The sequence below is a fragment of the Nocardia sp. CA-151230 genome, assembly GCF_050942175.1.
Classification (GTDB): domain Bacteria; phylum Actinomycetota; class Actinomycetes; order Mycobacteriales; family Mycobacteriaceae; genus Nocardia.
The window spans coordinates 4,234,066-4,253,204 of the sequence record NZ_CP192061.1; the positions used below are offsets into that span (position 1 = coordinate 4,234,066).

The following is a 19,139-nucleotide window of genomic DNA, read 5'->3' on the forward strand; positions in this document are numbered from 1 at the left end:
ATCTTCGATTCAAAACATAGCACCAAAGGAGGCAATGATGAAGGTCGTCGTCGATCGGGCCAAGTGCACAGGTCTGGGCATCTGCGAGTCCCTCGCTCCCGCGTTCTTCGAGGTCGACGACAACGGCGAGCTCGTTCAGCTCAAGGAAGACATCACTGACGACGAGCTCGCCGCTGTCGAGGAAGCGGTGCAGGGGTGCCCGACCGAGGCCCTGCGGATCCTGCGCTGATTGTCCTTTTCAGGCGGGTTCGGCCGCGGCTTTGGCTGTCGACTTCCGTGGCGCCCGTCGGCGCCGCGGTGGTGCCGCCAGGTCTTCGGCGGCGTCGGCTGTCGCGATCCCGGTGCGAATCAGCGATTGTGCCGTGCGGATAACGGTTTCGAGTGATCCCCGCCGGGGCGTCCACCACTCTGCCGCCCAATTGAGCGATCCCATGATGAGCATCTGCGTGACGTGCAGGTCGAGCTCGCTGCGGATTTGGCCCTCGGAGGCGGCGTCCTTGATCAGTTTGCGCCACAAGGTGCCGTAATTCGCTTCCTCCGCGAGCTGACGTGCGCGTAGGTGCTCGGGGACCTGCCCGCTGTTGCGGATCGCCGCTGTCGCGTAGTCGGAGAGCTCGAGTTCGTGACGCAGATGGGCATCGATGGCGATCATGATGCGGTCGAGCGGCGAGACGTCACTGGGGATTTCGTTGAGAACAGCTTGTAGATGCTTCACCATCTCGGCGATCCCGCTCCACATGACCTCCTCGATGAGTTCCTCGCGCGAGGGGAAGTAGTAGTAGATCGCGGGAGCCTGGAGCTCGGCGTACTCGGCGACGTCGCTCAGGCGCGTGCCGGAGTAGCCCTTCATGCTCAGTACGTGCGCGGCGGCATCCAGGATGCGCTGACGAGTCCGGGCCGATTTCGGCTCCGAGGAATCGCCGTCTGTCGAGCTCTGCTGCACCTTGGGTTTTCTAGCCACGGTTCAACTATAGGGCAGCCTCGGTGGCGAGAGTTCGGGGACACGGCCGACCGCACCGCCGATATGCCTGATTTGGGCCAAAATTTTGAATCTACGTTATATGATATTGCGCCGGCCTGTCTGAACCGAGACCGGGCCTCCGACCCGCAGGATGCACTCATGGGCGACGCAACGAAGCGTCCGGCTGCGGTTCCTCTCGCAGCCTACCGGGCAGGCGCGGTGAACCCGTGCTCTTGATCCACGGATTCACCCTCAACTGGCAGTGCTGGGGTGGTGTCCTCGATGAGTTGAGTGCCGACTTCGAGGTGCTCGCACCGACTCTGCCCGGTCACCGGGGCGGCCCGGAGCCCGATCGGCCGCTGAGGATCGCCGGATTCACCGACTACCTCGAGCACCTGATGGATGCCGCCGGGTGGACCGATGCACACGTCGCCGGGAACTCACTCGGTGGCTGGCTGGCGATGGAACTTGCGGCGCGCGGACGAGCGCGTTCGGTGACCGCTATCGCGCCGGCCGGAATCTGGCACCCCGATAGCGCCGCCGCCGACGAGGTGCGGCGGAAATTCCGCAGCTTCTCGAGGGTCGCTCCCGTCATGCGGTTCGCGGCGCATCCGGTCGTGCCGGATCTGGCACGCCGGGCGCTGCTGCGTTCGTTCGCTCACCAGCCGGCCCGGGTTCCACCGGATCTGGCAGCTCTGACCATCGAGGCCCCGGCGTACTGCCGCTGTTTCGACACCGTGGCCAATGACCCGGGTGTCAGCGCCGTGGAAGCCATGCGGCACATCGATGTTCCGGCGACCGTGTTGTTCTGCGGGCGAGACCGGGTCATCCCGTCGGCACGGTACGGCCGGGATATCGTGGCGACACTGCCCGCCATCGGGTCCAAGACACTGCCCGAGGTCGGCCATGTACCGATGCTCGAGGCTCCAGGGCTGATCGCAGGTGAGATCCGGACATTCATCGGTTCGGTGAACGGACGCGCCGCGCATTCCGCCTAGCGCATCGCGCATCGCCCCGATCGGTCGCGCCCGCGGCTCATGCGCGTGGCGGGTGCCGCGAGATCAGATGCTCGAGCAGGTGGACCAGGATGTCCTTGGCGGACTCGCGCATGCGAACGTCGCAGAGCCGGACCGGCACATGGTCGTCGAGGTCGAGCGCCTCGCGCACTTCCGGGACGGTGTACCGCGGGGCGCCGTCGAAGCAATTGACACCGACGATGAAGGGCATCCGGCGGCGTTCGAAGAAATCGACTGCGGGAAAAGAGTTGTCGAGTCGACGAGTGTCCGCCAGTACCACTGCCCCCAGGGCTCCCGAGGCCAGTTCGTCCCACATGAACCAGAAACGGTCCTGGCCGGGGGTGCCGAACACGTAGAGCACGAGATCCGGTGAGAGGGTGATGCGTCCGAAGTCCAGTGCCACCGTTGTTGTTTGCTTGGTTTCGACACCGGACAGGTCGTCGACGTCGCGGCTGAGCTCGGTCAGCAGTTCCTCGGTCCGCAGCGGGGACACCTCACTGACAGCGGACACCATGGTGGTCTTGCCGACTCCGAAGCCGCCCGCGACGAGGATCTTGACCGAGGACGCGAGGGTGCGGGGGGAGACAGGGTCAAAGCTTTCGGATGCCATCCAAAACCGTTCGTAGCAGGTCCAACTCGGAGAGGTCGGTCGGCGGTAGCGCAGCGGCCGACCGGGTGATGAGATGTCCGTCCGCGATGAGGTCGCCGATGAGGATCTTGGTCACCGTCAGCGGCAGGCCCAGGAGCACGGCAACCTCCGCGACGGACTGCGGGTCCGGCAGAGCTGGACGATCTCGAGGTATTCGCGTTCGGCCCTGCCGATCCGGTGAATCGGGTGCACCGCGAACACGAGCGTGATCGTCCAGCCCCGAGCGGATGTCGCGGGTGCGCCCACACGTCACGGCAGAGCCGCACGAGCGGACCCGCCGTCTTCTCATCGAATCGCGGTGCTTCCCAGAACATCAATGTATCCGCTCGGCCTGAGGATCGAGCCGGAGGCGCCGTGGCGCCGCGGTGAGGAAGGAACCGACGCGCTGCACCGTCTGGTTCATCTCGTAGGCGACCATCCCCAGATCGGCATCCTGCTCCGTGAGCAGGGCAAGACAGGCGTTGTGTCCCGCGGCTGTCACGAACAGGACTGCGCGGTCGAGTTCGATCACGGCCTGGCGGGCGCCGCCACCGTCGAACCGGTGGCCCGCGCTGCGCGCGAGACTGTGCAGTGCCGACGACATGGCGGCGAAATGTTCGGCCTCCTCGACGGCCATGGACGTCGACCGCCCCAGAAGCAAGCCGTCGGTGGAGAGGACAACGGCGTGGCGCACGCCGACCAGCCGGTGGGCGAGGTCGTCCAGGAGCCAATCGAGGTTGCGGACCTGTGAGGAATTCATTGCGGGCCTTCGTGCTGGTAGTAGTCGGATCGAAACGGGTCGGAATCGGAAATCGGCTGGCGCCCTTGCCTGGTCCCCGCTTCGATCGCGGACATCAGGTCACGTGCCTGGTCGGCATCACGGTCGAAATTGCGGTGCCGGCTGCCTGGATCGGGCTGTGGCGATACGTCTTCCACGAGGTCTTTCGCCAGTTCGGGAGCCAAGTTGGCCTGCCGTCGCCGCCGTGGAAGCTGTGGGCGGTCATCGCGCGTCGGATCGGAGGCTCCGGGTTCGAGCGCGAACGGCGGGGCTGTGGACGAAATCGGAATCGGCGCCGAGTTCCGAAGTGTGGGAGCGGAAATGGATGTCCCTCGGGGGCTCGGCGTAGCGACCGCCATCAGTGCATTCCCTGATGGCGGCGGTGCGATCTCGTGCGGTCCCGCAGAGGCATCGGACTCCGCGCCTTCGCGCGCATCGCTGAACATCGATGTCGGAAGCAGGACGATCGCGCGGATCCCGCCATACGACGATTCGGTCAGGCGCACCGATATCCGGTGTTGCAAGGCCAGCCGCGCGACGACGAACAATCCCAACCGGGAATCGCCCGTCAAACTCGACAGGCTGAAATCCGGTGGGTTGCGCAGAGTTTCGTTTGCCAGCTCGCGCTCGTGCTCCGGCATGCCGAGCCCCTGGTCACTGACATCGATGGCAATACCCTTGCCGACGACCTGGGCGGTGATCTCCACCGAGCATTCGGGTGGCGAGAATGCCGTGGCGTTGTCCACGAGCTCGGCCAAGAGGTGGATGAGGTCGGCGACGACGTTGCCCGCGATCGCAGCCTCGGGAACCCGGGTGACGGTGACTCTGCGGTAGTGCTCGGTCTCCGCGACCGCGCTGCGGATGAGATCGATCAGCGGCACCATGGCTCGCCATTGGCGTCCGGGCCGGCCGCCTCCCAAGATGATCAGGTTCTCGGCATTGCGGCGCGCCCGAGTCGCCAGATGGTCGAGCCGGAACAGCAGATCCAGTTGCGCCGGATCTTCCTGATGGCGTTCGGCTTTGTCGAGAGCCGCCAGCAGCCGGTGAATGATCATCTGGCTCCGATAGGCGATATTGAAGAAGACCGCATTGAAGCCCGCACGGGTCTGGGCTTCGGCTACCGCCGCCGCTACTGCCGCCGCGTGCGCGCGATTGAAGGCCTCGGCCACTTGGCCGATCTCATCGTTGCCGAATTGCAGGCGAGCGGTTTCGTCGGTGTCGACGGGCCGCCCTTCACGCAGCCGCTCCGTGATCTCCGGCAGTTGGTCGTCGGCCAACGCCAGCGTTTCCTGCTGCAGCCGTCGCAGGCGGCGAATCAATCGAGTGGCCAGGCGGGCGGCGAGCAGGAACGCGCCGAGCGCGATCACGAGGATCGTGGCGCCGTTGAACAGCGCTTGACGCAGCGCTTGCGCGCCGTCCTCACGAGCCCAGTGCAGGGCATACCGATAGTGAGTCCGCCACAGGTCCAGTAGTGCGACGCTGACCTGTTTCGAAGTGTCCTGCCACTCGGAAACGTTCAGTGGGAGCCGGGATTCCGCGGTCGCGCCGGATCCGCTGGAGCCGGTGAGGTCGGGGCGGTCGGCGATCGCATCTTCCATCGTGCTGAGGTGCTGCCAGGCCGGTCCGGTTGTGAGAGCGGCCAGGGTCGACTGCTCGGCGGTGGGAAGGTGTGGGCCGAGTGCGGCGAGTTCGCTGCGGTAGAAGCCGATATCGTAGGCGAACTGTCGCTGGTTCTCGGTGGTGAGGTCGCCGCGCACGAAGGCTGCCGTGGCGAACGCATTGGCGCGGGACATGGTTTCGGCCACTCGAAGGAGTCGTGCCGCCGCCGCCAGCTCGGTGCTGGTGTCGGGGGTCGGCGCAGCACGAGCGAGCAGCTCGGTACTTCCGATGTAGGTGGTGATGATGCTGCTGAAGTAGGAGTAGGCCTCGGCGGCCGGCAGCGTTCCCGTGTCGGCCCGCTGCCGGATGGCGGGAAGCTGGCCCGCCAGTGCTCGGCCTTTCGCGACGTCGGCGCTGAGCAGACCGGGGTCGATGTCGGTGAATGCCGCCCCGGCGGCGATGAGGGTGGCGACCGCTGCGTCCACCCGGCCACGCTGCTTGGCGAGATCGGGGCGTCGCCGGTCGTCTCCCGAAATCAGCAGGAGGGTCAGGCGGCGTTCCTCCTGGATCTGGATCGTGAAGTCGATGCCGGGTGCGCTGTCTCGGTCGACACGCGCGGCCCAGTCGCGGCTGTCGGTGCCGCGTACGAGAAGAAGTCCGGCGATGATCACGCCGGTGACGAGCAGGGCGAGGCTTGGTGCCAGTGCGATGGAGAGGATGCGGCCTCGAATGCCGATCTTGGCCTTGAACACCGCCCCAAGGTAGCGCATCGGAACCTCAAGTTTTGATAATGAATTAAATTACCAGCAGGTAGCTCTTGGGTGTAGTGCAGCGTGGCTGCTGGATTGGATGAATCTTCGAATCTAGAGTTGGCTAGCAAGATGCCAGCCGATCGGCTGTGGTCGGCTGAACAACGCATGGTGTAGCCGATGCTTCCCGACGTCGTGTGCTCACATTGCCCGTCGTGGCCGCTCCGATGTTCATCGTCTCTTGTCCGGAATATGTTGTGGCTCAATGGTTTATCGCGTCATCTGGCCCTTCCCGGCGCTGAATGCCCAGGCCGGTCGGCATCGGCTGACGGGGGTTGGGCGAGTCGGGGTGTTGCGGGCCCACGTTGCGTCCGATTAACATAATCTAGATTCAAAAATCGGCGTTGGACGAGGTGGTGCCGCCGATGACCTTGGCTCGAACTGGAGGTACAGCTGGTGACTTCGACAACCCACGCCGCTTCGGTGCATGGCGGCCGCGTGGCCGCTGACGTGCAACGTCGCTCGTATCTGTTCTTGCGACTCAGTCTCTGGTCTGTGGTCTTATACGCTGGCTTGGGCTTGCTCGGGTTCGCTGTTGTCGCAGGCTTTTGGCCCCCACCGGCGGAGGGTCTCACCGCGACTGAAATTGCCGCTTACTTCAGTTCACACGGCAGTGGCGTTCGAATCGGGATGGTGCTGATGGTTGTCGGGGCACCCTGGTATTACGTGTGGAGCATCGCTGTCTCGAAGGTGATCGGTCGCATCGAGGGGCAGATGGGCCCGTTGTCGATGATGGAACTGCTGGGCGGGTTCTTCACAGCGGTCATCACGGCCGCGCCTGGGGTTATATGGTTGACGGCGGCTTTCCGGCCGGAGAGCCGATCGGCCGAGAACATTCAGTTGTTCTATGACCTCGGATGGCTCACCTTCGACATGACATTCGTCTTCTCGTTCATTCAGAGCATCGCGATCGGAATCGCGATTCTGATCGACAGCCGTCCCGAGCCGTTGTTCCCGCGGTGGGTGGCGTGGCTGAGTTTTCTCACGGCCGCCACGTACGTGCCGCTGACGATCATGCCATTCGTGCGTACCGGCCCCTTCGCGTGGAATGGCCTGCTGAATTTCTGGGCCGTCTTCGTTCTGTTCTTCGTCCTCATCGCAGCGGTTACACCTACCGGGTTGCGTGCGCTCCGCCGTCTGGAACATGAAGATCGGGATGTCGCGGCAAGCTGATGACCGGCCGGGCGCTGGAAAATCTCCGCGGTAAAGCGCCGCGAAGATTGCCCGGGATGGAAGGTATTTGGGTCTTCATAGCCGGGGACATGACGATATTCACGATGCTGTTCGCATCCTTCGTCACGGCACGCGCGAAGGACGTGAACCAGTTCGTCATCGGGCAAGATCTCCTCGATCCGCATCGCGGAGGTATCAATACGTTGTTGTTGCTCAGCAGTTCGTTGTTCGTTGCCCGGACGTTGAACGCCTTCAAGCAAGGGCGCGAGAATGTGGCTCGTAATTGGCTGGCGTTGGGGGTCCTGGGTGGCGTTTCGTTCTCGATATCCAAGATGCTCGAGTACGTCATTGTTTCAACGAACTCGCATGGGTCCGGCACGTTTTTCGGATACTATTTTGCGCTGACGGGAATGCATCTCGCCCATGTTCTCGTCGGAACTGGCCTCCTTGTGTTCTCCTGGATGAGGATGGGGCGGAATGTCGTTCCGGTGAAAGCATCCGGGCTGGAAAGTGTGGCCGTCTTCTGGCATATGGTAGATCTATTCTGGATCATCCTGTTCTCTTTGCTCTACTTGATGCGGTGACCCACCGTGCGTGAACCGACTGAGCGAAATCCCAGAATTTTCGATCGGCTGACGATCGTATGGTCGATGCTCGTGCTGGCGACCGTTGTGACGACGTGGATTCTGTCGAAGGATCACCTGAGCCGGGGCGTTGCGGTGCTGATGATCTTCGCGATCGCCGCATGGAAGGTCCGGTACGTCCTCCTGGACTTCATGGAACTTCGGGATGCTCCAAGGCCGGCGAGGATCATTGCTGAAGGGTGGTCACTGACAACACCTCTGATGATCATGATCCTGTACTGGAGGCACTGAAGCCGGTCGGCCGGCTTCAGACTTTGCGGGGCCGGCGGCGAATGTCGCCGACCCCGCAACTGCTGTTCGTCACCCATTGATGATTTATCCGCTCAGCGCGTAGGAACGCACGTTGCTCCGATCGACATAGCTGACCCTGCCGAGCATGGACAGGACATCGAGGTGTGCGTGGATCTCGGTCACCGCGGACAGCTGGTGGTCGATCGGGAGTTCATCGAGGCGCCGATTGTGCCGAGTCCATCGCAAGGCGCGGGCCACCTCGTAAGCGGTCGCCGACCCGGCGGCGACCTCGTCGCAGATTTCGTCCAGTCGTCCCTGATGGTGGTGCAGCAGTTCCTCGATCCGCTGGTGACTGCTGGCGGTGACCGGACCATGTGAGGGCAGTACGACCGAATCCGGCAGTCCACGCACGAGCTCGAGCGATGAGATGTACGACCGGAGTGGATGTGCCTCGGGCGCCCACTCGAACCCGATCGAAGGCGTGATGTGCGGCAGAATATGGTCGCCGGAGAACATCAGTCCGCTACCCGCGTGGTGGAAAACGACGTGGCCTCGGGTATGCCCCGGCGTGGACACCACCTCGATCTCTCCGTTGGACAGGCGGATTCGATCGCCATGGTCGAGCCATCGATCCGGAGGTCCGAACGAGACACCCACCTCGCTTTCCGGCGCCGGGGTGTGGGCCAGTTCCCGGGCAAGCTGCGGTGCGCCGCAGTTGGCGAGCATCGGAGCGTGATTGGGGAACCGGCCGGCATCGGTCCGGTATCCGGTGATGCTGTGCCTCTCCTCCCTGCCTACGAGTAGCCGGCAGCCGAGCGTGCTGCGCCAAGCGTAGGCCTGGGAGTAGTGGTCCCAATGATGGTGGGTGGCAAGGCAGGTGACGATGTCATCGAGCCGGTAACCGAGTTGGCGAAGTGCGGCGGTCATGGCCACCTCGGTCCGATGTCCGTACCAACCCGGGTCGATCACCACGAGCCCATCCGCAGCTTCCAGTACGTAGGAGTTGACGGTACCGAGCCCGTCGAGGGGGAGGGGCAGGGGTATGCGGTGGATGCCGGGTGCGATCCGGTGGGCACCGGGTTCGGTCCAATCCTCAGGTTGATCAGTCACCAGCGGCATCTGCACCACTCCCTTTTCGCCTTACCGTTAGCTGGCGTATCTACTTTAGATTAAAAAAACCTGCCTCTGCGAGTGGGCTGTGACACTTGCGGATAAGCCGACTTATGCTACGCTTCCGGTGTGATCCGGGGCACACTCGGAGTTCACTCGTTCGGATCGCGCGACAAGGGCTCGCGCACCTCCTGCGCTTCGGGAACGCGGGAGTGTTCCGAGCGCTGAATCTAATCAAACATAGATAAGACTTCTGTTCGGTTGACCAGGAGTGAAGCGGAAGGCTCGTTCATGGTGGACAGTGCTGTGTCCGTCGGGAGGTCGTTACCTGGTCGGTGGGACGGTGTGCCGGCGAAGGCTTCGATCGTGCCACGCGCCGTGGGCCAGTTCTTCGGAACCACGCTGGATACCCTGCGGATGGTGCCGAGGCGGCCGTTCCAGTTCCGTGAGTTCGTCGACCAGTCCTGGTTCATCGCAAGCGTGTCGATCGTGCCGACCCTGCTGATCGCGATCCCGTTCTGCGTCATGGTGATCTTTCAGATCAATGTGCTCCTCAACGAGGTCGGCGCCATCGACCTGTCCGGCGCCGGCGCGGGCATGGCCGTCATCCGCGAGATCGGGCCGGTGGCAACCGTTCTGGTGGTCGCCGGCTGCGGAGCCACTGCGATCTGCGCCGATCTCGGATCCCGCACCATCCGAGAAGAGATCGACGCCATGCGGGTACTCGGCATCGATCCGTTGCAGCGTCTGGTGGTCCCGCGGGTGCTCGCCTCGACCATGGTGGCGGTCTTCCTCAACGGGCTGGTGACCGCGGTCGGCCTCACGGGTGGATATCTGTACGCGGTGTTTCTGCAGGGTGCGACCCCCGGGCAGTTCATCACCGCAATTCCGATTCTCACCGGGATTCCGGATCTGCTGGTGAGCGAGCTCAAGGCCGGTGTGTTCGGCCTGCTGGCCGCGCTGGTGGCCTGCCATCTGGGGCTGCACGCGAAAGGCGGGCCGAAGGGCGTCGGCGACGCGGTGAATCAGACGGTCGTCTTCAGCTTCGTTCTGCTGTTCCTCGCCAATTCCATCATCACGACGCTGTGGCTGAACTGAACGGATCAACCAGATGAGTACAACCAGCGAATACCGCGCCGCGGACGCGTTACGTCGGAAACGACTGGGCCGCAGCCTCTTCAGTGCTGCTTCGGGGCCTGTCGACGGGGTTGCCGGACTAGGCGATCAACTGTCGTTTCATCTGCACAGCATCGGCTGGATTCCGCGAACGCTGCGTCGCTACCGCCGCGAGATGATCCGGCTGGTCGCCGAGGTCAGTCTGGGCACAGGGGCACTGGCGGTCATCGGCGGAACGATCGTGATCGTCGGATTCCTCACGGCAGCAGCCGGTTACGAGGTCGGACAGCAGGGCAGCAACTCGCTGGGCCGGGTCGGGATCGAGGCGCTGTCCGGATTCATCTCCGCCTTCTTCAATACCCGTGAGGCCATTCCCGTGGTGGCCGGTGTTGCGCTCACCGCCACGGTCGGCGCCGGATTCACCGCGCAGCTGGGCGCGATGCGGGTCAGCGAGGAGATCGACGCGCTCGAAGTCATGTCGGTGCCCGCGGTTCCGTATCTGGTCACCACTCGCATTCTGGCGGGGCTGATCGCGATCGTGCCGCTGTATGCGATCGCGCTGTTCATGGGATACGCATCGACCCAGTTCGTCAGCATCGTGTTGAGTGGCCAATCCGAGGGCACCTACTCGCACTACTTCAATATCTTCCTCGTGCCCGGTGACGTGGTCTGGTCGCTGCTCAAGGTGATCGCGTTCGCGCTCGTGGTCATGTCCGTGCACTGCTACCACGGCTACCACGCCTCCGGCGGGCCGGCGGGTGTCGGTGTTGCGGTAGGGCGTGCGGTACGGGCCTCACTCATCTCGATCATGATCATCGACCTGATCATCGGCATCGCCGTATACGGCGGTATTCACGCGACAGTGCGGGTGTCCGGATGAAACTCGAAGTCTCTCGCCGGCGCGCACTGACGCTGGGCCTGAGCGCGCTGATCGCGTTCGTGATGGCGGTAACCGGCGCAATCGCCTCCTGCAGTGGAACATTCGTGACGAGCACCCGCGTGTACCTGTATTCGGACCGGGCCGGTTTGCTCATGGCGCCCGGATCGGACGTCAAGGTGCAGGGTGTGGTCATCGGCCGGGTCAGCGCTATCGACCTCGATCACGACCGGGCGAAGCTGACCCTCGACCTCGAACCGGCCAAGGCACGGCGCTTGCCGTCCAACGTCGGTGCGGAGATCGCTCCGACGACCCTGTTCGGTCGCAAATTCGTGACGCTGCTGCTGCCCGAGCAGCCGACGGCGTCCATGCTGTCGGCCGGATCGGTGATCGACGGGACGAAGGTGACCGTCGAAATCAACGACATCCTCCAGACGCTGCTCACGGTCCTGAAAACCCTGGAGCCGCAGAAGGTCAACGCCACCCTCACCGCGCTGGGGACCGCACTGGACGGCCACGGCGGCCGTTTCGGCGACCTCATGGTGGCCCTGGATCGCTACCTGGGGCAGTTCAACGATTCGATTCCGACGCTGCAGCGCGACGTCCCACTGATCGCCGACAACCTCGACACCTTGGCGGCCGTGATGCCCGACCTGATGGCCACGATCCATAATTTCTCGGCCACCAGTTCCACGATCGTCGAGAAGCAGGCGAGTCTGAGCGCTTTCCTGCTCTCCTTCACCAACTTCGGCAATACCGGCAGCGCGTTCCTGGACTCCTCGGGTACGCCTCTCATCGGTGCGGTCCAAGCCCTGGAGCCGACGACCCGAGTGCTCGCCGAGCAAGCCCCGTCGTACCCCTGCTTCCTGTCGGCGCTCAACGACGCTCGCAAGTACTTCGAGCGGGCATTCGGCGGCGGGCGGCCGGGCCTGAATGCCCTGGGCACCATCTTGATGGGCGACCCGCCGTACACCTACGCCAAGGACCTTCCCGTGAACGGTGCCGACAACCCGCCCAGCTGTAACGGGTATCCCTTCGGAGCCGGCAGTCCGCCGCCCGGCCACACCGATTTCAACACCGGCACAACGGTATACGGTCCGGTTCGCTCACCTGAGGACCTGATCGGCAACCCCTTCGCCGCTCTGATCTACGGACTCACCCGATGACCGCCCGCCACGCCGGATTGAAGCTGACGATCTTTCTGGCCATCACCTCCATCGTGTCGGCCGTGCTCGTCGTGGTTGTCGGTGACCTGCGCTTCGTATCGACCCGCAGCTATCACGCACTGTTCACCTCGGCTTCCGGCATGAAGACCGGCGACGATGTGAAGGTCGCGGGAGTGCCCGTCGGCAAAGTGAAGTCGGTCGACTTCGCGCACGACAAGCTGGTCGAAATCGCGTTCACCGTCGATCGCGACATAGAAGTCCAGCGCAGCGCCACGGTAGCGATCAAGTACAAGAACCTCATCGGCGATCGCTATCTCGATGTCGCCGCCCGGCCCGACGGATCCGGTCTGCGGTCGGAGAACGACCCGATTCCGGTGTCGCAGACCAAGCCCGCGCTCGACATCGACAGTCTGGTCAACGGGTTCAAACCGCTGTTGCAGGGTCTCAACCCAGAGGATGCCAACAAGCTGTCCGCGTCACTGGTCGCCGTGCTCAACGGCCAGCAGCAGAGCATCGCCGACTTCATCCGGCAGATCGGGTCGCTGGGCAATACGCTCGCCGACCGCGATCAGGTGATCGGCGAAACGATCCAGAGTCTGGACGTCGCGCTCGGCGCCATCCACGACACCGGAGACAAGTTCGACCATCTTGTCGTGGACCTGCAGTCATTGATCACCGGACTGAACAACGACCGCGGCACCATCACCGCCGGCCTCGACCAGATCGACGCGGGCGCCGGTGAACTCGCACAGCTTCTGCTGGACAACCGCCCCGCGATCAACGGAGACATCGATGGGCTCAAGCAGTTGGCCCGCAACCTCAACGGCGATTCCGACACCTTGTCGCTGCTGCTGGCGAAACTGCCGACCACCTATCCGCTGATCACCCGGGTCGGTAGCTACGGCAGCTTCGTCAACTGGTTCGTATGCGGCCTGGCGATCCGGTACCCCGCCATCGGTGGCGGCCACCAGGACACGCCGATGTTCGTCGCTCCCGCCGAAAGGTGCCAGGCCAAATGAGAAAGAACAAGCAACAGGCACAGAACAAGACCTTCTCCGAACGCGATCCGGTCCGACTCGGATTGATCGGAACCGGAATCGTATTCGCGTTGCTCGTATTGATTTTCAACTACGACAACGTGCCGTGGTGGCCGGGGCGGAGCACCATCGTCGCCGAGTTCGCGGATGCCAGCGGATTGAACACCGGTGACGCGGTGCAGATCTCGGGAATCAAGGTCGGCAAGGTCGACTCGATCGGGCTCAGCGGCGACCACGTCGACGTGACGCTGAAGATCGATACGCACGGACAGCCCCTCGGCGGCCGCACCGCCGCTGCGATCAAGGTCGAGACAGCACTCGGGCGGCGCTTCGTCGAACTGCGGCCCGACGGCGACGGCCGGACCGTGAAGCGAATCCCACTGGAGCGCACCACCTCCGGATTCGACCTCACCGAGGCGCTGAACCAGCTGACCGACCACCTTCAGGGCACCGACAAGAAGCAACTGGCCGACGCGGTCGACAGCCTGTCGCAGGTGATGAACACCTTGCCGGACAATCTGAAAACGTCGCTCGATGGCGTTTCGCGACTTTCGGCGACCATCGGCTCCCGCGACGGTGCGCTACGCGACCTCCTGAGCCACGCCAACTCCGTCACCGGAGTTCTCGCCGAGCGCGATCAGAACCTCACGGCGTTGGTGACCGACGGTGGATCACTGTTCACCGCTCTCAACGACCGGGCCCAGGTGATCCGGAGTCTGCTGACGAACGTCAAGCTCGTCAGCGACGAACTGCACGGCGTGGTCCGGGACAACAACGCGAACACCGCGCCCATGTTGGCCGAACTGGACCGTGTCGTGGGCCTGCTCAACACGAACTACGACAACATCAACTCGGCGATTCTCGGGCTGCGCCCGTATGTCACCCAGCTCGGCGAGGCGGTCGCCAGCGGACCGTTCTTCGGCGCGCTACTGCAGAACATCGCCCCGGCCAATCTCAACGGCCAGCAGCCGGGCAGCCCCGGACAAGGGAGCCACCGATGAAATCCTTGCGCGCGGGCATATCCCGCATTCCCGTGCCCGGTCGAATACTCGCCCTGCTCATCGCAGTGGCCTTGGTGTGCACCGCGGCGACATGGTGGATCACATATCGCTCGACCGTGCGAGTCACCGCCTACTTCACGAACTCCGTGGGGCTGTTTCCGGGCGACCGGGTGGCATTGCGTGGAGTCCCGGTCGGGGCGGTGGACACGATTACCCCGGTGGGCGACCGGGTTCGGATCGAACTGCACTTCGACTCCGACCATCCGGTGGCTGCCGATACCCACGCCGTGATCGTCGCACCTACCCTGGTATCCGGCCGATATGTTCAGCTCATGCCGAAGGCGGGTACCGGTCCCGCGCTCGCCGACGGTGCGGTGATCCCACTCGAACGAACAGCGGTGCCGATCGAATATGACCAGGTAAAACGCCAGGTCACCGATCTGGCCACCCAGCTCGGTCCCAAGCCGGGCGACCCGACGGGAACGCTGAGCCGCTTCACCGATGCGACCGCGAAGGCGTTGCAGGGCAACGGGGCAACTCTGAATCAGACACTGGTGAACCTGTCGCAGGCCATGCAGACGCTGGCCGATGGTGGAACCGATCTGTTCACCACCGTTCGGAACCTGCAGGCCGTCGTCTCGGCGCTCGCCGCCAACGACAACCAGGTTCGGGCCTTCGTCGGTCAACTGGCCGGAGTATCGAATCTGTTGAACGACAACAGGACTCAATTGGCGTCCGCGCTGCAGTCGCTGCGGGCGATGCTGCCGGAGGTCCGAACCTACGTCGCCGACAATCGCGATGCGCTGGTCGAGAACGTCGGGGATCTGACGAAGATCACCCAGCTGCTGGTCGATCGCGAGGATGACCTGGCGCAGATCCTGCACCTCGCACCCACCGCGGTCGACAACTTCTACAACATCTACGACCCGCAGTCACACTCGCTGACCGGCAACCTCGCCGTGCCCGACTTCCCGGACCCGGTCTCGCTGATCTGCGCACTACTGACCACGGTCAACGCGCCCCAGGATGAATGCTCACGTGCGAGTGCGCATTTCGGAGACCTGTTCGGAGCCGCGGCTCGCGCGGCGATGGGTGGCGGCGCGCCCGCGCCTGCTCCGGTCACCAGCCCGCCCGGAGTGCCGGTGGGTCTGCCTCCCATCCCCGGGCTGTCGGACCTCCTCATCCCAGGAGGTGGACGATGAAAACCTCCACGACAATGCGCGCCGGCAGCGTCCTGCTCCTCACCGCGCTGCTGACCGCGGGCTGTCGATTCGACGGAGCCAATTCGATTCCTTTGCCGGGCAATGCGATTCACCACGGCTCGTATACCGTACGGGTGGAGTTGCGCGACACGCAGAATCTGGTCGCGAACTCGTTCGTGAAGGCCGACAACGTAACCGTCGGTACGATCACCTCGATCGCGGTCCGAAATGACATCGCGGTAGCCACCCTGGCGATCGACAAGGGCGTACGCCTGCCGGCCAGTGTGAAAGCCCGGCTGGCCCAAACCAGTGTCCTCGGCGCCCAGTATCTCGAACTGACCACACCCGAGGACGGCACCGAGGGCAGGCAGCTGAGTGACGGTGATGTGATCCCGCTGTCTGCGAGTTCGGAGTATCCGGCAACCGAAGAGGTACTGGCCGCACTCTCGCTGGTACTCAACGGCAGCGGACTGCAACAGATCCGGACGGTCATGTCCGAACTGAACCGGGGCCTCGGAGGGCATGAGGACGCGATCAACCGGTCCTTCGCCCGATTGGCGACGTTCGTCAACGGGCTCGACATCCAGCACGACGACATTGTCCGGGCCATCGACAGCCTCGACGCCTTCTCCACCGAACTCGCCAGGCAGGAGGACACCCTGCGCACCGGCATCGATCAGATCCAGCCCGCGCTGGACATCCTCGGGCAGCAACGGACCCAGCTGGTCACGATGCTCGACCGGGTCGGGACATTCGGACAGCGGGCGGCGCAGGTGCTGCGGGCCGGCCACGATGATCTGACCGCGGATCTCGACAACCTCCAACCGGTCCTCAACCAGCTGGCCGCCGCCGGCTCTGATCTGACCGGCTCTCTTCTCGTCGCCGCGACCTTCCCGTTCCCGGTCACGGTCGCCGACAAGGCAATCAAGGGCGACTACGTGAATCTGTTCCTCACGCTCGATCTGAGCGTTGAAACCATCCGGGACAAGGTCATCGGCAGCATTCCGTTCAAAGATCTGCTCCCCATGTCCAATCGGGCCGTGAACCCGCTGATCGCGCCGACCCAGACCGATATAGGCGGCCAGCAGCCGCCGGCGGCGGACACCGATCAGGGCGGAGGCCGGTGATGAAAACAAGACTGGTCAAAGGACAACTGGTCGTATTCTCGACGCTCGCGGTGATCAGCCTGGTCTACGGTGCGGTCCACTACATCGGCATCCAGCGGGTCACGGGGATCGGAACCTACACGGTGACAGCGGATTTCGCCGATGCCGGGGGAATCTATGAATCCGCCTCGGTGACCTACCGCGGCGTGGAAGTCGGCCGGGTCACCGGGGTGGACCTGAACAGCGGCATTGTGCGGGTCCGGATGCAACTGCGCAACGGCCTGCATATTCCCGCCGCCGCGGCGGCTGCCATCAAGAGCACCTCGGCGATCGGCGAACAGTACGTCGACCTGGTCCCCGTCGACGAGCACGGCCCCTACCTCGGCGACGGCTCGGAGATTCCGGTGTCGCGGACCACCGTTCCCATCCCGACCAGCGAGGTCCTCGACAAGACCCAGACTCTGCTGGCGGGGGTGTCCACCGACTCACTTCGCACCACCCTGGACGAGACCTTCCAGGCCGTCAATGGCACCGGCCCCGAGCTGGCCTCGCTGATCGAATCCTCCGCGAAGTTCCTCGACCTGGCGCAGGCCGACATCGGCCCGACCCTCACCCTGATCAATGACGCGGAGCCCCTGCTCCGCACCGGCAACTCCGTCCGTACCGAACTGCGCTCCGCGGTACATGATCTCGGCTCGTTCACCGAGCAGCTGGCGCGGAGCGACTCCGATCTGCGAGGGGTCCTCGATCAGGGCCCGTCGACCGCGGCCACCGTCGCGGGGACGCTGGCGGATCTGGGCACTCCGTTGCCGGCGATGCTGGCCGATCTGCAAACGGTCGGCCAAGTATTGCGGGTGAACGTGCCCGGTCTGCGCCAGATCCTGGTCGTCTATCCGGCCGTGGCGGCCGCCGTCGACTACAGCGTCGTGGGTGGAGGTTTCCAGACCGACGGCAACCTGCTCGCACCCGCGGCAGCTCTGGACGTGAAGCTCGGCAACACGTTGAATCCGCCGCCGTGCACCGAGGGATTCGAGGCAACCCAGCGGCGTGATCCGTCCGACACGGGTCCGGCTCCCGTCCCGCAGAACAACTATTGCAAGATCGCCCCGGATGACCCGAAGGTCATTCGTGGCGCACGAAACACGCCCTGCGCCATCGATTCGTCCGTCCGCACGGCCGACGTCGCCAACTGCCCGATGGGTTTGCCCTCGACGTGGCCGGAAATGCTGGCACATCCCGGGGATTCGACCCCCGCCGCAGCTCCGCGGCCGGTCGTACCACAACCGCCGGCGCCACCCGCGCCCACCGCCGCGCCCGCGGCCCTGACCGTGCCCTACGCCGAGGGCGACGGCACATTCCGAGGCCCCGACGGCCTCACCTATGTACTCGGGCAGTCGGCCCCAGGCATGGCCCAGGGAGAGGAGATCCACGGATGGCAATCACTGCTGATCAAGTAGCAGCCGATCAGGATGATCAGGCTGTCGTCCTCGGCGATGAGCAACATATCGACTTCAGCGAGGACGAGCCGCAACGGCCGGCCAACCGTTTACTGGGATGGGCGATCCTGTTGTTGATCGCCGCGGCTGTGGTATTGAGCGGCGTGAATGTGAAACTGGGTCTCGACGTGCGCGCCGACGCGCGCGCCGACGACCGCAATCATGCGGTGCTGACCGCCGCGAATCATATTGCGGTGCAGCTGGTTACCCTCAACCATTCCTCGGCCAAGCAGAATCTCGACGCCATTGCCGCCGATTCGACGGGTGCGTTCCGCGACCAGTGGAACAAGATCTCCGGCAACTTCGCGAGCGTTCTGGAGAACGGCAAGGTCGAATCCACCGGCGAGGTCAAGGAATCCGGTGTCGTCGATGTCGACGACGCGCACGCCACCGTCCTGACCGCGGTTACGTCCACAGTGAAGAACACCGAAGCCCCCGAGGGCCAGCAGCGGGTCTACCGCATGAAGATGACCCTCGACCACTCCGACGGCCACTGGCTCGTCTCGAACGTGGAGTTCGTCGCATGACCACCGATACCACGCTCGTCGACATCGCGAATGCCGACAGCGAAGACGCTGTCGCTGATTCGAAAAGCGAAGACCACAAGCATCATTCGAGTGGCAAATCGTCCCGCCTGGCGGAGCGGTTCGCGATCCGGCGTCGTTTCCAGCGCTTGTCGGGCATGCGCCGTGGCTCGGCGATCGCGACGATGGTGGTCCTCGGACTGCTGCTGGGAGCGACGATACTGGCCACCGGTCTGCTCGAGCAGCATGTGGCCGATCATCGGGCCACCGCGACAGCAGCTCGCGAGGCACGTGACTCGGCGCAATCGCGTGTTCCGAAGGTCCTCTCGTACGACTTCAACACCGTGGACAACGAGTTCAACGGCGCGACACAGAACCTGACCGGCAAATTCCGTGACGACTTCACCAAGCTCGGCGCGACCGTGATCATCCCTGCCGCACATCGCGATTCGATCGTCACGAAAGCCACCATCGTGGGCACCGCGATGGTCTCGGCCGACCGCGACAACGTGGTGCTGCTGCTGTTCCTGAATCAGGAAACCACGAGCACCAAGTATCAGGGACGGCGTCTGGACGGGAGCCGGGTGCGAGTGACCATGGCCAAGGCCGCGGGGACCTGGCTGATCTCCGACATCACACCCGTCTGACGCCGACTCGAAAGGAGT

At 64.1% G+C, this 19,139-nt stretch carries 21 protein-coding genes; 15 read left to right on the forward strand and 6 right to left on the reverse strand.

Annotated elements, in window-relative coordinates; all coding sequences use genetic code 11:
- The first annotated feature begins 34 nt into the window (after nucleotides 1-34).
- Nucleotides 35-229 (forward strand): ferredoxin, encoded by a 195-nt coding sequence (locus ACQP1O_RS19830; RefSeq protein WP_433567240.1) that lies wholly within the window; start codon nucleotides 35-37, stop codon nucleotides 227-229.
- Between the two features lie 9 nt (nucleotides 230-238).
- On the opposite strand, the gene ACQP1O_RS19835 is transcribed toward ACQP1O_RS19830, so the two are convergent.
- Entirely contained in the window at nucleotides 239-943 is a 705-nt protein-coding gene (locus tag ACQP1O_RS19835) for a TetR/AcrR family transcriptional regulator (RefSeq protein WP_433567729.1), read from the reverse strand.
- Between the two features lie 245 nt (nucleotides 944-1,188).
- Here ACQP1O_RS19835 and ACQP1O_RS19840 point away from each other — a divergent pair, with 245 nt between their 5' ends.
- Nucleotides 1,189-1,959 (forward strand): alpha/beta fold hydrolase, encoded by a 771-nt coding sequence (locus tag ACQP1O_RS19840; RefSeq protein ID WP_433567241.1) that lies wholly within the window; start codon nucleotides 1,189-1,191, stop codon nucleotides 1,957-1,959.
- Nucleotides 1,960-1,996: 37 nt separating this feature from the next.
- On the opposite strand, the gene ACQP1O_RS19845 is transcribed toward ACQP1O_RS19840, so the two are convergent.
- The 4 genes from ACQP1O_RS19845 to ACQP1O_RS19860 are packed head-to-tail and all read right to left on the reverse strand — an operon-like array spanning nucleotide 1,997 to nucleotide 5,752.
- Nucleotides 1,997-2,587, reverse strand: coding sequence for a GTP-binding protein (locus ACQP1O_RS19845; RefSeq protein ID WP_433567242.1), 591 nt, complete (start codon nucleotides 2,585-2,587; stop codon nucleotides 1,997-1,999).
- Nucleotides 2,568-2,915, reverse strand: a complete 348-nt coding sequence (locus tag ACQP1O_RS19850) for a DUF742 domain-containing protein (protein WP_433567243.1) — start codon at nucleotides 2,913-2,915, stop codon at nucleotides 2,568-2,570. Before ACQP1O_RS19850 ends, ACQP1O_RS19845 begins: the two co-directional genes overlap by 20 nt.
- Before the next feature lie 24 nt (nucleotides 2,916-2,939).
- Nucleotides 2,940-3,365 carry a roadblock/LC7 domain-containing protein gene (locus tag ACQP1O_RS19855; protein WP_433567244.1) on the reverse strand — a complete coding sequence of 142 codons (426 nt, stop codon included), beginning with the start codon at nucleotides 3,363-3,365 and terminating at the stop codon, nucleotides 2,940-2,942.
- Nucleotides 3,362-5,752: a sensor histidine kinase gene (locus ACQP1O_RS19860; protein WP_433567245.1), complete on the reverse strand. Its 2,391-nt coding sequence runs from the start codon at nucleotides 5,750-5,752 to the stop codon at nucleotides 3,362-3,364. The genes ACQP1O_RS19855 and ACQP1O_RS19860 overlap by 4 nt, the downstream gene beginning before the upstream one ends.
- Before the next feature lie 435 nt (nucleotides 5,753-6,187).
- Here ACQP1O_RS19860 and ACQP1O_RS19865 point away from each other — a divergent pair, with 435 nt between their 5' ends.
- From ACQP1O_RS19865 to ACQP1O_RS19875, 3 genes are read left to right on the forward strand one after another with little or no spacing between them, the layout of a single operon-like run.
- Nucleotides 6,188-6,964, forward strand: a complete 777-nt coding sequence (locus ACQP1O_RS19865; RefSeq protein ID WP_433567246.1) for a hypothetical protein — start codon at nucleotides 6,188-6,190, stop codon at nucleotides 6,962-6,964.
- Nucleotides 6,964-7,548 (forward strand): cytochrome c oxidase subunit 3, encoded by a 585-nt coding sequence (locus tag ACQP1O_RS19870; RefSeq protein WP_433567247.1) that lies wholly within the window; start codon nucleotides 6,964-6,966, stop codon nucleotides 7,546-7,548. The genes ACQP1O_RS19865 and ACQP1O_RS19870 overlap by 1 nt, the downstream gene beginning before the upstream one ends.
- A gap of 6 nt (nucleotides 7,549-7,554) precedes the next feature.
- A complete protein-coding gene (locus ACQP1O_RS19875; RefSeq protein WP_433567248.1) occupies nucleotides 7,555-7,839 on the forward strand; it encodes a cytochrome C oxidase subunit IV family protein in 285 nt (94 codons plus the stop codon).
- Between the two features lie 84 nt (nucleotides 7,840-7,923).
- On the opposite strand, the gene ACQP1O_RS19880 is transcribed toward ACQP1O_RS19875, so the two are convergent.
- Nucleotides 7,924-8,949, reverse strand: a complete 1,026-nt coding sequence (locus ACQP1O_RS19880) for an MBL fold metallo-hydrolase (RefSeq protein ID WP_433567249.1) — start codon at nucleotides 8,947-8,949, stop codon at nucleotides 7,924-7,926.
- A 417-nt stretch (nucleotides 8,950-9,366) separates the two neighbouring features.
- Between ACQP1O_RS19880 and ACQP1O_RS19885 the strand changes: the two genes are divergently transcribed.
- Genes ACQP1O_RS19885 through ACQP1O_RS19930 form a run of 10 tightly spaced genes read left to right on the forward strand, consistent with a single transcriptional unit; the run spans nucleotide 9,367 to nucleotide 19,121 of the window.
- Nucleotides 9,367-10,047, forward strand: a complete 681-nt coding sequence (locus tag ACQP1O_RS19885) for an MlaE family ABC transporter permease (protein WP_433567730.1) — start codon at nucleotides 9,367-9,369, stop codon at nucleotides 10,045-10,047.
- Between the two features lie 13 nt (nucleotides 10,048-10,060).
- Complete coding sequence (locus ACQP1O_RS19890) at nucleotides 10,061-10,945, forward strand: MlaE family ABC transporter permease (RefSeq protein ID WP_433567250.1); 885 nt, start codon at nucleotides 10,061-10,063, stop codon at nucleotides 10,943-10,945.
- Complete coding sequence (locus tag ACQP1O_RS19895; protein WP_433567251.1) at nucleotides 10,942-12,108, forward strand: MCE family protein; 1,167 nt, start codon at nucleotides 10,942-10,944, stop codon at nucleotides 12,106-12,108. The genes ACQP1O_RS19890 and ACQP1O_RS19895 overlap by 4 nt, the downstream gene beginning before the upstream one ends.
- Nucleotides 12,105-13,127 (forward strand): MCE family protein, encoded by a 1,023-nt coding sequence (locus tag ACQP1O_RS19900; RefSeq protein WP_433567252.1) that lies wholly within the window; start codon nucleotides 12,105-12,107, stop codon nucleotides 13,125-13,127. Before ACQP1O_RS19895 ends, ACQP1O_RS19900 begins: the two co-directional genes overlap by 4 nt.
- Nucleotides 13,124-14,146 (forward strand): MCE family protein, encoded by a 1,023-nt coding sequence (locus tag ACQP1O_RS19905; protein WP_433567253.1) that lies wholly within the window; start codon nucleotides 13,124-13,126, stop codon nucleotides 14,144-14,146. Before ACQP1O_RS19900 ends, ACQP1O_RS19905 begins: the two co-directional genes overlap by 4 nt.
- Nucleotides 14,143-15,348: an MCE family protein gene (locus tag ACQP1O_RS19910; RefSeq protein ID WP_433567254.1), complete on the forward strand. Its 1,206-nt coding sequence runs from the start codon at nucleotides 14,143-14,145 to the stop codon at nucleotides 15,346-15,348. The genes ACQP1O_RS19905 and ACQP1O_RS19910 overlap by 4 nt, the downstream gene beginning before the upstream one ends.
- Nucleotides 15,345-16,475, forward strand: a complete 1,131-nt coding sequence (locus ACQP1O_RS19915) for an MCE family protein (RefSeq protein WP_433567255.1) — start codon at nucleotides 15,345-15,347, stop codon at nucleotides 16,473-16,475. Before ACQP1O_RS19910 ends, ACQP1O_RS19915 begins: the two co-directional genes overlap by 4 nt.
- Entirely contained in the window at nucleotides 16,475-17,911 is a 1,437-nt protein-coding gene (locus ACQP1O_RS19920; protein ID WP_433567256.1) for an MCE family protein, read from the forward strand. The genes ACQP1O_RS19915 and ACQP1O_RS19920 overlap by 1 nt, the downstream gene beginning before the upstream one ends.
- Nucleotides 17,887-18,477: a hypothetical protein gene (locus tag ACQP1O_RS19925; protein WP_433567257.1), complete on the forward strand. Its 591-nt coding sequence runs from the start codon at nucleotides 17,887-17,889 to the stop codon at nucleotides 18,475-18,477. The genes ACQP1O_RS19920 and ACQP1O_RS19925 overlap by 25 nt, the downstream gene beginning before the upstream one ends.
- Entirely contained in the window at nucleotides 18,474-19,121 is a 648-nt protein-coding gene (locus ACQP1O_RS19930) for a hypothetical protein (protein ID WP_433567258.1), read from the forward strand. Before ACQP1O_RS19925 ends, ACQP1O_RS19930 begins: the two co-directional genes overlap by 4 nt.
- Nucleotides 19,122-19,139 lie beyond the last annotated feature (18 nt).

Coding starts and splice junctions, on each gene's coding strand:
- ACQP1O_RS19885 (WP_433567730.1), top strand. CDS start 9,367: ATGGTGCCGAGGCGGCCGTTCCAGTTCCGTGAGTTCGTCGACCAGTCC.
- ACQP1O_RS19900 (WP_433567252.1), top strand. CDS start 12,105: ATGACCGCCCGCCACGCCGGATTGAAGCTGACGATCTTTCTGGCCATC.
- ACQP1O_RS19845 (WP_433567242.1), bottom strand. CDS start 2,587: ATGGCATCCGAAAGCTTTGACCCTGTCTCCCCCCGCACCCTCGCGTCC.
- ACQP1O_RS19850 (WP_433567243.1), bottom strand. CDS start 2,915: ATGAGAAGACGGCGGGTCCGCTCGTGCGGCTCTGCCGTGACGTGTGGG.
- ACQP1O_RS19920 (WP_433567256.1), top strand. CDS start 16,475: ATGAAAACAAGACTGGTCAAAGGACAACTGGTCGTATTCTCGACGCTC.
- ACQP1O_RS19910 (WP_433567254.1), top strand. CDS start 14,143: ATGAAATCCTTGCGCGCGGGCATATCCCGCATTCCCGTGCCCGGTCGA.
- ACQP1O_RS19890 (WP_433567250.1), top strand. CDS start 10,061: ATGAGTACAACCAGCGAATACCGCGCCGCGGACGCGTTACGTCGGAAA.
- ACQP1O_RS19895 (WP_433567251.1), top strand. CDS start 10,942: ATGAAACTCGAAGTCTCTCGCCGGCGCGCACTGACGCTGGGCCTGAGC.
- ACQP1O_RS19855 (WP_433567244.1), bottom strand. CDS start 3,365: ATGAATTCCTCACAGGTCCGCAACCTCGATTGGCTCCTGGACGACCTC.
- ACQP1O_RS19930 (WP_433567258.1), top strand. CDS start 18,474: ATGACCACCGATACCACGCTCGTCGACATCGCGAATGCCGACAGCGAA.
- ACQP1O_RS19905 (WP_433567253.1), top strand. CDS start 13,124: ATGAGAAAGAACAAGCAACAGGCACAGAACAAGACCTTCTCCGAACGC.
- ACQP1O_RS19925 (WP_433567257.1), top strand. CDS start 17,887: ATGGCAATCACTGCTGATCAAGTAGCAGCCGATCAGGATGATCAGGCT.
- ACQP1O_RS19860 (WP_433567245.1), bottom strand. CDS start 5,752: ATGCGCTACCTTGGGGCGGTGTTCAAGGCCAAGATCGGCATTCGAGGC.
- ACQP1O_RS19830 (WP_433567240.1), top strand. CDS start 35: ATGATGAAGGTCGTCGTCGATCGGGCCAAGTGCACAGGTCTGGGCATC.
- ACQP1O_RS19870 (WP_433567247.1), top strand. CDS start 6,964: ATGACCGGCCGGGCGCTGGAAAATCTCCGCGGTAAAGCGCCGCGAAGA.
- ACQP1O_RS19915 (WP_433567255.1), top strand. CDS start 15,345: ATGAAAACCTCCACGACAATGCGCGCCGGCAGCGTCCTGCTCCTCACC.